Source organism: Pseudomonas sp. GW456-12-1-14-TSB6, assembly GCF_059424205.1.
In genome coordinates, this window is record NZ_JBWKZE010000038.1 from 1 (window position 1) to 12,507 (window position 12,507).

The following is a 12,507-nucleotide window of genomic DNA, read 5'->3' on the forward strand; positions in this document are numbered from 1 at the left end:
TGGCGACGCGTTAATTCGGCAATTCCAGATTATCCAGCACCCGATTCACTGCCAGCTCGCCGAGCATGATCAGTTGCGCAATCCCCACCAATGTCCTGCGCTGCGAGGCGGGCATGAGATGGGTGAAGTCATTGACGATTGTTCTGGCCGAGGCGAGGGTTTCGCAGGCATCGGCCAGCAGCTCTTCGTTTTTGAAGTCCGCGGTGACGGCGTACATTCTGCGGGTTTTGCGCGGTGGTGGCGTGGAGCCGGGCGGGCAGAGATAGTGATCGAGGGCGCGGTCGGCGGCTTCGTGAAGCTTTCTGGAATCGAGGGATTCGTAGGGCGAGGCGGGATCGGTTTCGGGTGGGTTGGGTGTTGGTTTGATCATGGTGAAGCTCCTTTGAAGTGGAGCCGCCAAATCCTGTCGCTAAACAGGAAGGGTGGCGGCTGTACGCAGGTTAGCGAACCGGTCAAAGGCACCCGGCAGACCGCAAGGGTCTCCCGCATACAGCCACCATAACGAAATTGCAGACATACAGATCCGCAACGAAGCCAGGAACGCTGGTGCACCTTTAAATTGAGCCGAGTCGCTAAACCCGATCGCTGATTCGTCAGCGACCGACCCACAATAGAACCCGACCCCACAGCGCACAAGCCGGCGGATTCTGGCGTAGCCGTAGGCAGCGGCGCAAGAATTCGTAGCCTGTAAGGCGTGTCTGAAGGTTTCGTTTAAACACCAGCGTTTAAAAGACAATGGGTGCCGTCGGTCTGAAATGTCCCGCGACCTGTTAGTTCTGACAGTAGACGCGTGTTGTTCCCAGGCGCCTTATAAATCCGGAATTCACGCCGTTGCCTGTTCGCACTCTGCGAACGCAGTGGTTGATAACTCATTCACTGGAAATCCGGGGTAGATCATGACAAGTCGCGTTTACCGAAAACTGCCGGGCATGGAGATGGAGTTCGTTTCAGGGAAGCTGGAAAGGGACGCAGGCGAGCGGGCCATTTTCTATGAGGTGACGTTCGACCTGAAGCTGGACTTTCTCAACTTTCTGGTCATGGCCAATCAGTTCATTCCGAGTTATCTGGATAATCCCAGCAATGCGATCCGGCCTGAACTGGCCGGGTTTGCGTATCACCACTCCTACAACGACTTCTTTGGCGCAGCCGGTAATATCCGCGATAACCCGTCGTTGTTCGCTCTATTTACCGACCCCGGTCATTACATGGACCAGTGGGCGAGTAATGGCGGGCCCGTAGAACAACGATATGGAAAACCATCGTTCACGGTAGTCGGCAACCAATTGCGCATCACGACGCGGCAGTACTTTCGGCTGGATGCGGGGGCTCCTCCGATTGAAATCAGCGACCTGCCATTCATGCGTTTCGAATGGTCATTGAATCTGATGGAGGGTCATGCGAAGTCCACTGATGTCGCGCCTGTCACCATGGTGGTACTGATGTATACGGAGGAGGACGTTGTCGATGTTGGTGGTCACAGCGTGTTCAGGGGCACGCGCTATCTGGATAATGCAGCCCTCTCTTTCGGTCCGATCACTTCGGCGCACATTCCGGTAGCCAGTTGACTATCGGGATTTCATCTCAGTGAACATCGCTGAACAGGGGCGGGCGCACGACGTGCGTGCCGCCCCTTTGTGCATTCATCACCCCCTCTGTTTCACGCCTTGGCAAAAGTTGGAAGGCTTCTTGCAGTAGCCGCCCTGCGCCTGCTTCGGGCGTCAAAAGTTTGCTTTAAAGGAACGGGGAAAACCGGTGGATCGCTCTCAGTTATTCAACACTGCTCGCTCGAATGTTGCCGACCTCAGTCGAGGCAATCTGGGTGTGCCGCTGTTGCTGCTGGTCATGCTGGCGATGATGATGTTGCCGGTGCCGCCGTTCCTGCTCGACGTGTTCTTCACCTTCAACATTGCCCTGTCGATCGTCGTGCTGCTGGTCTGCGTGTACGCCTTGCGGCCGCTGGATTTTGCGGTGTTCCCGACGATCCTGCTGGTGGCGACGCTGTTGCGACTGGCGCTGAACGTGGCGTCGACGCGGGTGGTGATGCTCCACGGTCAGGACGGCCACGCTGCTGCCGGTAAGGTGATTCAGGCCTTCGGTGAGGTGGTGATCGGCGGTAACTACGTGGTCGGTATCGTGGTTTTCGCGATCCTGATGATCATCAACTTCGTCGTGGTAACCAAAGGTGCCGGGCGGATTTCCGAGGTGAGCGCGCGTTTCACCCTCGATGCGATGCCCGGCAAGCAAATGGCGATCGACGCCGACCTCAACGCCGGTCTGATCGATCAGGCGCAGGCCAAGGCCCGTCGTCAGGAAGTGGCCCAGGAGGCCGAGTTCTACGGTTCGATGGACGGTGCCAGCAAGTTTGTGCGCGGTGACGCCATCGCCGGTTTGCTGATTCTGTTCATCAACCTGATCGGCGGCATGGCCGTCGGTATCTTCCAGCACAACATGACTTTCGCTGACGCGGGCAAGGTTTACGCCTTGCTGACCATCGGTGACGGTTTAGTGGCGCAATTGCCATCACTGTTGTTATCTACAGCGGCGGCGATCATGGTGACCCGTGCTTCCGGCTCGGAAGACATGGGCAAGCAGATCAATCGCCAGATGTTCGCCTCGCCCAAAGCGCTGGCGGTGGCGGCCGGTCTGATGGCGGTCATGGGCCTGGTGCCGGGCATGCCGCACTTTTCGTTCCTGACCATGGCTGCACTGGCGGCCGGTGGCGCTTACCTGTTCTGGAAGAAGCAGAACGTGGCCAAGGTCATCGCGCTGGAAGAGGTCAAGCGTCAACAGGAACTGCTGCCGTCGCCGGCCCGCGCCATGGAAACCAAGGAGCTGGGCTGGGATGACGTGACCCCGATCGACATGATCGGCCTGGAAGTCGGCTACCGCCTGATTCCGCTGGTGGACCGCAATCAGGGCGGGCAATTGCTGGCGCGGATCAAGGGCGTGCGCAAGAAGCTCTCGCAGGATCTGGGCTTCCTGATGCCGACCGTGCACATCCGCGACAACCTCGATCTGGCGCCGAGCGCCTATCGCCTGACCCTGATGGGCGTGATCCTGGCCGAAGCCGAGATCTACCCGGATCGCGAACTGGCGATCAACCCGGGTCAGGTCTACGGCTCGCTCAACGGCATTACCGCCAAAGATCCGGCTTTCGGCCTGGAGGCGGTGTGGATCGAAGTCAGCCAGCGCGCCCAGGCGCAATCGCTCGGTTACACCGTGGTCGATGCCAGCACCGTGGTTGCGACCCACTTGAACCAGATTCTGTACAAGCACTCCAGTGAACTGATCGGCCACGAAGAAGTGCAGCAATTGATGCAATTGCTGGCCAAGAGCTCGCCGAAACTGGCAGAAGAGCTGGTGCCGGGTGTGGTCACGCTGTCGCAGTTGCTCAAAGTATTGCAGGCGTTGCTGGCCGAACACGTGCCGGTGCGCGATATCCGCAGCATTGCCGAAGCCATCGCCAACAATGCCGCCAAGAGTCAAGATACCGCCGCTTTGGTGGCCGCTGTGCGGGTCGGCGTATCCCGCGCCATCGTCCAAAGCATTGTAGGGACTGAGTCGGAGCTGCCAGTTATCACGCTGGAGCCAAGGTTGGAACAAATATTGCTCAATAGTCTGCAGAAGGCAGGACAAGGCTCGGAAGAGGGCGTTCTGCTGGAGCCGAGCATGGCCGAGAAGCTGCAGCGTTCGCTGATCGAAGCGGCGCAGCGCCAGGAAATGCAAGGTCAGCCGGTGATCCTGTTGGTAGCAGGCCCGGTTCGCGCGATGCTCTCGCGCTTTGGTCGCCTGGCAGTTCCCGGACTGCATGTGCTGGCCTACCAGGAAATTCCGGACAACAAGCAAGTGACCATCGTTGCGACAGTAGGGCCCAACGGCTGAGGTAGTGGTTTATGCAAGTTAAGCGTTTTTTCGCCGCCGATATGCGTCAGGCCATGAAGCTGGTTCGAGATGAGCTGGGCGCTGATGCCGCCATCATTGGCAACCGCCGCATTGCCGGCGGCGTCGAGCTGACGGCGGCGCTCGATTACAAACTGTCGGCGCTGGCCCCGCGTGTTCCGAACATGGAGCTCGAGGATGAACTGCGCAAGACCCAGTCGCGCATCGTCACCGCCCAGGCCGAACTGAGCCTGCGTGGCGAAGCCGACGGCAACACCAATCGCCAGCTGTTCGCCGGGCTGCCGTTGACGGCCGGCCTGCCGCTGACCGCTGCCGAACCGCTGACCGAACCGACCTACGAAGCTCCGGCCCGTCCGGCACCGGCGCCTGCAGCGGTTTCCGCTGGCGTTGATCCGCGTGCTCTGGACTCGATGCGTTTCGAGCTCAACAGCCTGCGCGAACTGATGGAAGTGCAACTCGGCACCCTGGCCTGGAACCAGCTGCAAGGCAGCCGTCCGGCTCAGGCCAATCTGTACCGTCGTCTGCAACGCATCGGTTTGTCCGGCCCGCTGTCCCGTGATCTGCTGTCGATGATCACCGAGATCGACGAACCCCGTCAGGCCTGGCGCATGCTGCTGGCGCACTTGGCGCGGATGATCGCCGTGCCGGAAGTCGAGCCGCTGGAAGAGGGTGGGGTGATTGCCATGGTCGGTCCTGCCGGCATGGGCAAAACCACTACCCTGGCCAAACTGGCCGCCCGTTACGTGCTCAAGTACGGCGCGCAGAACATCGCGCTGGTGAGCATGGACAGTTTCCGTATCGGCGCGCAGGAGCAGCTCAAGACTCTGGGTCGCATCCTCAATGTGTCGGTGACCCACGTCGATCCGGGCCAGTCCCTGGTGCAGGCGCTGGATCCACTGCTGCGCAAACGCGTGGTGCTGATCGATACCGCCGGCCTGCAAGCCAGCGATCCGGCGCTGCGCATGCAGCTGGAAAGTCTGGCCGGTCGTGGCATTCGGTCGAAAAATTATCTGGTGCTGGCAACCACCAGCCAGAAACAGGTTCTAACCGCCGCGTATCACAGTTACAAGCGTTGCGGGCTCGCCGGCTGCATCCTGACTAAACTGGATGAGACGGCCAGCCTTGGCGAAGTGCTGAGCCTGGCGATCAGTCACGAACTGCCGGTCGCCTACCTGACCGATGGGCCGCGTATTCCGGATGATCTGCATCTGCCGCGCCGTCATCAACTGGTCAGCCGCGCCGTCAGTGTGCAAATGCAGGAAGAACCCAGCGAAGAAGCCATGGCTGACATGTTCGCTGATATCTACCACAGTCCGACCAAGCAGGTTGGCTGAGGTAATGAACCGTTTTTGTACCTACATCGATGGTCTGCCATGCATTGTTCCGGTTGTGAACGCGCAGCCAGTAATGTGGCCTCCGTCTATGCAAGACAAGGTAAAGAAATAACATGGGCAGCATGCATCCCGTACAGGTGATCGCGGTGACCGGCGGCAAAGGTGGCGTCGGCAAGACTAATGTGTCAGTGAACTTGTCCCTGGCGCTGGCAGAGCTTGGCCGTCGGGTCATGCTGCTGGACGCCGACCTGGGGCTGGCGAACGTCGACGTTCTGCTGGGCCTGACCCCCAAACGCACCCTGGCCGACGTGATCGAAGGCCGCTGCGAGCTGCGCGACGTGCTGTTGCAGGGCCCCGGCGGGATCCGCATCGTGCCGGCCGCTTCCGGCACCCAGAGCATGGTTCACCTGAGCCCGGCCCAGCATGCCGGCCTGATTCAGGCGTTCAGCGACATCGGCGACAACCTCGACGTACTGGTGATCGACACCGCTGCGGGTATTGGTGACTCGGTAGTCAGTTTCGTGCGCGCAGCCCAGGAAGTGTTGCTGGTGGTCTGCGACGAGCCGACCTCGATCACCGACGCCTACGCGCTGATCAAACTGCTGAACCGCGACTACGGCATGAACCGCTTCCGCGTCCTGGCCAACATGGCCCAGAGCCCGCAGGAAGGTCGCAATCTGTTCGCCAAGTTGACCAAGGTCACGGATCGCTTCCTGGACGTCGCCCTACAATACGTCGGCGCAGTGCCCTACGACGAAAGCGTGCGCAAGGCGGTGCAGAAGCAGCGTGCGGTCTATGAAGCCTTTCCGCGTTCCAAGTGCGCGCTGGCGTTCAAGGCGATCGCACAGAAGGTCGACACCTGGCCGCTGCCCGCCAACCCGCGCGGCCACCTCGAATTTTTCGTCGAGCGCCTCGTGCAGCAAACGGCAGGACCTGTGCTATGACCGCCAGCGGTATGAACCTTTACAAAAAGTCGGCGCGTGACGCGCAGTACGAGCTGATCGAGCGTTACGCGCCACTGGTCAAACGCATCGCCTACCACTTGCTGGCGCGATTGCCGGCCAGTGTGCAGGTCGAAGACCTGATCCAGGCCGGGATGATCGGCCTGCTCGAAGTCTCGACCAAATACGACGCCAGCAAGGGCGCCAGTTTTGAAACGTACGCGGGCATCCGGATCCGTGGTGCGATGCTCGATGAAGTCCGAAAAGGGGACTGGGCGCCACGCTCGGTTCACCGCAACACCCGTATGGTCAGCGACGCGATTCGCTCGATTGAAGCTAAAACCGGCCGTGACGCTAAAGATCACGAAGTTGCGGCCGAACTCCAATTGAGTCTCGACGATTACTACGGGATTTTGAACGACACCCTGGGCAGCCGGCTGTTCAGTTTCGACGACCTGTTGCAGGACGGCGAACACGAAGGGCTGCACGAGGATGGCGCCAGTGCTCATCTGGAGCCGTCGCGCGATCTGGAAGACGAACGTTTCCAGGCCGCGCTGGCGGACGCGATTGCCAATTTGCCGGAGCGTGAGCGACTGGTGTTGGCGCTGTACTACGACGAAGAGCTGAACCTCAAGGAGATCGGTGAAGTCCTTGGCGTCAGTGAATCGCGGGTCAGCCAGTTACACAGCCAGTGCGCGGCCCGCTTGCGGGGGCGTTTGGGGGAGTGGCGAGCGCGCTGAAGGCAGTGTGGGGACACTGCGAACGAGGCTGGTGCGGTGGTGAACGGCACCGGTCTCGATCTGTTGTGCTCCAGACAGTCATCGAGTGTTTTGCCGGATTGATTGAAATGGCGCGTCCAGGTGCTGGGCGCGTTTAAGACTGCTTGGAGGTCGAATTGAACAAAGACATGAAAATCCTCATCGTTGATGACTTCTCAACGATGCGGCGGATCATCAAGAACCTGTTGCGTGATCTGGGGTTCACCAACACCGTTGAAGCCGACGATGGCACCACTGCCATTCCGGTGCTCAACAGCGGCAGCATCGACTTTCTGGTGACCGACTGGAACATGCCCGGCATGACCGGTATCGACCTGCTGCGCCACGTGCGTGCCGATGAAAAGCTCAAGCACCTGCCGGTGCTGATGGTGACCGCTGAAGCCAAGCGCGAGCAGATCATCGAAGCGGCCCAGGCCGGCGTGAACGGCTATGTGGTCAAACCTTTCACGGCCCAGGCGTTGAAAGAAAAAATCGAGAAGATTTTCGAACGCATCGGCTGATGAACGCGCGGGGGAGCTATGGAGCATAACGAATCTTCACAGGGCGATTTTGAGTCGACCCTGAAAAAACACGCGGTCGAACTGGTCGAAAGCCTTGAAAAAGGCAAGTTCGGCGACGCGGTGCAACTGATCCATGAGCTCAATCAGACCCGTGACCGTGGCCTGTACCAGGAAGTGGGCAAGCTCACGCGTGAACTGCACAGTGCGATCGTCAATTTCCAGATCGATCCGCACATGCCGCAGGCTGAGGAAGTGTCGCAAATTACCGACGCTACCGAGCGCCTGGGCTACGTGGTCAAACTGACCGAAGCTGCCGCCAACCGCACCATGGATCTGGTGGAAAGCGCGACCCCTGTGGTCAATGGCCTGGCTGACGAAGCCCAGGCCTTGAGCGCCGATTGGGGCCGTTTCATGCGTCGTGAGGTCGGGGCTGAAGAGTTCCGCGAACTGGCGCGCCGGGTCGACGGTTTTCTGGCACGCAGCAGCGCGGACAACCGCGCGGTGTCGAGCAATCTGAATGACATTCTGCTCGCCCAGGATTACCAGGACCTCACCGGCCAGGTGATCAAGCGCGTGACCCAATTGGTCACCGAAGTCGAAAGCAACCTGCTCAAGCTCGTGCTCATGGCCAGCCAGGTGGACCGCTTTGCGGGCATCGAACATGACCGTGCGGCGATGCTTGCTGAAAAAGATCCACAAAAACATCTCTCGCAGGGTGAAGGTCCGCAGATTCATGCCGATAAACGAGAAGACGTTGTGTCCGGTCAGGACGATGTGGACGATTTGCTATCCAGCCTTGGATTTTGAGTTTTTTTGGGTTTTTAGACCTGTAGGAGCACCCCATTAATGAGCTTCGGCGCCGATGAAGAGATCCTTCAGGATTTCCTGGTTGAGGCCGGCGAGATTCTTGAGCAACTGTCCGAACAACTGGTCGAGCTGGAAAGCCGCCCGGATGACGCAGATCTGCTCAACGCAATTTTTCGCGGTTTCCACACTGTAAAAGGGGGCGCCGGCTTCCTTCAGCTCAACGAGCTGGTGGAGTGCTGTCACATCGCCGAAAACGTGTTCGACATCCTTCGCAAGGGTGAACGGCGCGTCGATGCAGAACTGATGGACGTGGTGCTCGAAGCGCTGGACGCGGTGAACAGCATGTTCAGCGAAGTCCGCGATCGCAGCCCGATCACCGCCGCCACCCCGGAACTGCTAGCCGCCCTGGCGCGTCTGGCCGAACCGCAATCGGCGGATGAAGCCCCGGCTTCGCCGGTTGCCGAGATGATCGAAGAACTGGTCGTCGAAGGTGATTCGGGTGACATCACCGATAACGAATTTGAACAGTTGCTGGACTCGCTGAACGCCGTCAAGGCCGAAGCCGAAGCCCCGGCGGCTGCCGCTGCACCTGCTTCCACCGAAGCGGCCAGCGATGAAATCACCGACGCCGAGTTCGAGTCGCTGCTCGACCAGTTGCATGGCAAAGGCCAGTTCGCGGCCGACGCCGTGGCTCCGGCTGCTGCTGCACCTGCTGCTCCGGCGGCGGGCGACAGCTCGGACATCACCGACGACGAATTCGAAGCCTTGCTCGATCAGTTGCACGGCAAGGGCAACTTTGCCGTTGATGCGCTGGAGTCGGCGATTGCTTCGGTCCCTGCAACGGCTGCTCCGGCAGCGGCTGCGGCCGGTAGCGATCTGATCAGCGATCACGAGTTCGAATCGCTGCTCGACGATCTGCATGGCAAAGGCAAGTTCACTGACGTCGCCACCGGTGCCGTCGTGACTGCCAGTAATTCTTCGGCTGTTGCAACACCTGCTGCGAAGGCCCCGGCCGCTGCGGCAAAACCTGCTGCAAAAGCACCTGAGCCGAAAGCCGAGCCGGCCAAGCCTGCCGCCGCTGCTGCACCGGCTCCGGCTCGTGCACCGGCGACGCCGCCACCGGAAAAACCGGCGAGCGAAGCCGAGACCACCGTACGTGTGGACACTGCACGTCTCGACGAAATCATGAACATGGTCGGCGAACTGGTGCTGGTACGTAACCGTCTGGTGCGTCTGGGCCTGAACAGCGGCGACGAGTCGATGCAGAAGGCCGTGTCGAACCTCGACGTGGTCACCGCCGACTTGCAGACCGCCGTCATGAAGACCCGGATGCAGCCGATCAAGAAAGTCTTCGGCCGCTTCCCGCGTCTGGTTCGCGACCTGGCTCGTCAGCTCAAGAAAGAGATCAACCTGGAACTGGTGGGCGAAGAGACCGACCTCGACAAGAACCTCGTCGAGGCCCTGGCCGACCCGCTGGTCCACTTGGTGCGCAACGCGGTCGACCACGGCATCGAGTCGCCGGAAGAACGCGAAGCGTCGGGCAAGGCCCGTGGCGGCAAGGTGATTCTGGCGGCCGAGCAGGAAGGCGACCACATCCTGCTGTCGATCTCCGACGACGGCAAAGGCATGGACCCGAACGTCCTGCGCGCCATCGCCGTGAAGCGCGGTGTGATGGACAAGGATGCCGCCGATCGCCTGAGCGACACCGAGTGCTACAACCTGATCTTCGCCCCGGGTTTCTCGACCAAGACCGAGATCTCCGACGTGTCCGGCCGCGGTGTCGGCATGGACGTGGTGAAGACCAAGATTTCCCAGCTCAACGGTTCGATCAACATCTACTCGACCAAGGGCCAAGGCTCGAAGATTGTCATCAAGGTGCCGCTGACGCTGGCGATCATGCCGACCCTGATGGTGATGCTCGGCAACCAGGCGTTCGCGTTCCCGCTGGTGAACGTCAACGAAATCTTCCACCTCGACCTGTCGACCACCAACGTGGTGGACGGCCAGGAAGTGGTGATCGTGCGGGACAAGGCGCTGCCATTGTTCTACCTCAAGCGCTGGCTGGTCAGCTCCGCCGCTCACGAAGAGCAGCGCGAAGGCCATGTGGTGATCCTTTCGGTGGGCACCCAGCGGATCGGCTTCGTCGTCGATCAACTGGTCGGCCAGGAAGAAGTGGTCATCAAGCCACTGGGCAAGATGCTCCAGGGAACTCCGGGCATGTCCGGCGCCACCATCACCGGTGACGGCCGCATTGCACTGATTCTCGATGTTCCGAGCATGCTCAAGCGTTACGCCGCACGGCGTATTTGAATCCGGGGTGGCGGGGCGACGACGTCCCGCCGCACCTAATGGAGTGTTTATGGCAGTCAAAGTCCTGGTGGTGGACGATTCGGGTTTTTTCCGCCGCCGCGTCTCGGAAATTCTTTCAGCGGATCCGAGCATCCAGGTTGTCGGCACGGCAACCAACGGTAAAGAGGCGATCGATCAGGCCCTGGCCCTCAAGCCGGACGTGATCACCATGGACTACGAGATGCCGATGATGGATGGCATCACGGCCGTGCGGCACATCATGCAGCGCTGCCCGACACCGGTGTTGATGTTCTCCTCGCTGACGCACGAAGGCGCCCGGGTCACCCTGGATGCGCTGGATGCCGGCGCGGTGGATTTCCTGCCGAAGAATTTTGAAGACATCTCCCGCAATCCGGAGAAGGTCAAGCAACTGCTGTGCGAGAAGGTTCACAGCATCTCGCGCAGTAACCGTCGTTTCAGTGCCTACAGTGCGCCGGCGCCTGCCGCTGCGCCTGCACCTGCGCCGACCCCAGCGCCGGCGCCGTCGAGCTTTGGCAGCCACAGCGCTCCGGCCCGTCCGGCCCCTGCGCCGGCACCGACTCGCGCGCCAGCGGCCAGCGCTTCGTCGCCGGCCCCGAAACGCAAAAACTACAAACTCGTCGCCATCGGTACATCGACTGGCGGCCCGGTCGCGCTGCAACGGGTCCTGACCCAGTTGCCGGCCAGCTTCCCGGCGCCGATCGTGCTGATCCAGCACATGCCGGCGGCCTTTACCAAGGCCTTCGCCGAACGTCTGGACAAGCTGTGCCGCATCAGCGTCAAGGAAGCCGAGGATGGCGACATCCTGCGTCCGGGCCTGGCGCTGCTGGCACCGGGTGGCAAGCAGATGATGATCGATGGCCGTGGCGCGGTGAAAATCCTGCCGGGCGACGAACGTCTGAACTACAAGCCGTGCGTGGACATCACCTTCGGTTCTGCAGCCAAATCCTACAGTGACAAAGTTCTGGCGGTGGTACTGACCGGCATGGGCGCCGACGGCCGTGAAGGTGCGCGCCTGCTCAAGCAGGGCGGCAGCACGGTCTGGGCCCAGGACGAAGCCAGTTGCGTGATTTACGGCATGCCGATGGCCATCGTCAAAGCTGACCTCGCCGACGCGGTGTACAGCCTGGACGATATCGGCAAGCACTTGGTCGAGGCGTGCGTCTGATGGATGTTCTAAGCCTTATCGGGATCATCATGGCGTTCGTCGCCATCATCGGCGGCAACTACCTTGAAGGCGGTCACCTCGGCGCGCTGGCCAACGGCCCGGCGGCGCTGATCGTGCTTGGTGGCACCATCGGTGCCGCGCTGCTGCAATCGCCGATGAGCGCGTTCAAGCGCGCCATGCAGATTCTGGCCTGGATCTTTTTCCCGCCGCGGGTGGACCTGGCCGGCGGCATCGATCGCGTGGTCAACTGGAGTCTCACCGCCCGCAAGGAAGGCCTGCTGGGTCTGGAAGGCGTGGCGGATGCCGAGCCCGACGCCTACTCGCGCAAGGGCCTGCAACTGCTGGTCGACGGCGCCGAGCCGGAAGCGATCCGCAGCATCCTCGAAGTGGATTTCTACACTCAGGAAGCCCGCGACATCGAGGCCGCCAAAGTGTTTGAAAGCATGGGCGGCTACGCGCCGACCATCGGCATCATCGGTGCGGTGATGGGTCTGATCCACGTGATGGGCAACCTGGCCGATCCGTCGCAACTGGGCAACGGTATCGCGGTTGCGTTCGTCGCCACCATCTACGGTGTGGCCAGTGCCAACCTGATCCTGTTGCCGGTGGCCGCCAAGCTCAAGTCAATCGCGTTGCGGCAGTCGCGTTATCGCGAAATGTTGTTGGAAGGTATTTTGTCGATCGCTGAAGGTGAAAACCCACGCTCCATCGAGTTGAAGCTTCAGGGCTTCATGGATTAAGGGACTGACC

General features: G+C 60.7%; 11 protein-coding genes. 10 read left to right on the plus strand and 1 reads right to left on the minus strand.

The window, feature by feature from the left end; genetic code table 11:
- Positions 1 to 10: 10 nt before the first annotated feature.
- Positions 11 to 370: a DUF6124 family protein gene (locus AC07Y2_RS25560; protein WP_039769728.1), complete on the minus strand. Its 360-nt coding sequence runs from the start codon at positions 368 to 370 to the stop codon at positions 11 to 13.
- A gap of 526 nt (positions 371 to 896) precedes the next feature.
- On the opposite strand from AC07Y2_RS25560, the gene AC07Y2_RS25565 reads away from it, so the two are divergent.
- From AC07Y2_RS25565 to AC07Y2_RS25610, 10 genes are all read left to right on the plus strand, one after another.
- On the plus strand, positions 897 to 1,565 hold the full coding sequence (locus AC07Y2_RS25565) for a hypothetical protein (RefSeq protein WP_039769729.1): 669 nt from the start codon (positions 897 to 899) through the stop codon (positions 1,563 to 1,565).
- Between the two features lie 187 nt (positions 1,566 to 1,752).
- The gene (gene flhA / locus AC07Y2_RS25570; protein WP_064378626.1) at positions 1,753 to 3,882 is read left to right on the plus strand and encodes a flagellar biosynthesis protein FlhA; all 2,130 of its coding nucleotides are present in this window, start codon (positions 1,753 to 1,755) and stop codon (positions 3,880 to 3,882) included.
- Positions 3,883 to 3,893: 11 nt separating this feature from the next.
- Positions 3,894 to 5,234, plus strand: a complete 1,341-nt coding sequence (gene flhF / locus AC07Y2_RS25575; protein WP_007951958.1) for a flagellar biosynthesis GTPase FlhF — start codon at positions 3,894 to 3,896, stop codon at positions 5,232 to 5,234.
- Between the two features lie 113 nt (positions 5,235 to 5,347).
- On the plus strand, positions 5,348 to 6,178 hold the full coding sequence (gene fleN / locus AC07Y2_RS25580) for a flagellar synthesis regulator FleN (protein ID WP_003222917.1): 831 nt from the start codon (positions 5,348 to 5,350) through the stop codon (positions 6,176 to 6,178).
- Positions 6,175 to 6,915, plus strand: a complete 741-nt coding sequence (gene fliA, locus AC07Y2_RS25585) for an RNA polymerase sigma factor FliA (protein ID WP_007951959.1) — start codon at positions 6,175 to 6,177, stop codon at positions 6,913 to 6,915. The genes fleN and fliA overlap by 4 nt, the downstream gene beginning before the upstream one ends.
- Positions 6,916 to 7,082: 167 nt before the next feature.
- Entirely contained in the window at positions 7,083 to 7,454 is a 372-nt protein-coding gene (locus tag AC07Y2_RS25590) for a chemotaxis response regulator CheY (RefSeq protein WP_003183998.1), read from the plus strand.
- Between the two features lie 18 nt (positions 7,455 to 7,472).
- Positions 7,473 to 8,261 carry a protein phosphatase CheZ gene (locus AC07Y2_RS25595; RefSeq protein WP_011333071.1) on the plus strand — a complete coding sequence of 263 codons (789 nt, stop codon included), beginning with the start codon at positions 7,473 to 7,475 and terminating at the stop codon, positions 8,259 to 8,261.
- 39 nt (positions 8,262 to 8,300) lie between these two features.
- Positions 8,301 to 10,571 (plus strand): chemotaxis protein CheA, encoded by a 2,271-nt coding sequence (locus AC07Y2_RS25600; RefSeq protein ID WP_039769731.1) that lies wholly within the window; start codon positions 8,301 to 8,303, stop codon positions 10,569 to 10,571.
- Positions 10,572 to 10,620: 49 nt separating this feature from the next.
- Complete coding sequence (locus AC07Y2_RS25605; RefSeq protein ID WP_103385713.1) at positions 10,621 to 11,757, plus strand: protein-glutamate methylesterase/protein-glutamine glutaminase; 1,137 nt, start codon at positions 10,621 to 10,623, stop codon at positions 11,755 to 11,757.
- Positions 11,757 to 12,497 (plus strand): flagellar motor protein, encoded by a 741-nt coding sequence (locus AC07Y2_RS25610; RefSeq protein WP_039769734.1) that lies wholly within the window; start codon positions 11,757 to 11,759, stop codon positions 12,495 to 12,497. The genes AC07Y2_RS25605 and AC07Y2_RS25610 overlap by 1 nt, the downstream gene beginning before the upstream one ends.
- The last annotated feature ends 10 nt before the right edge of the window (positions 12,498 to 12,507 follow it).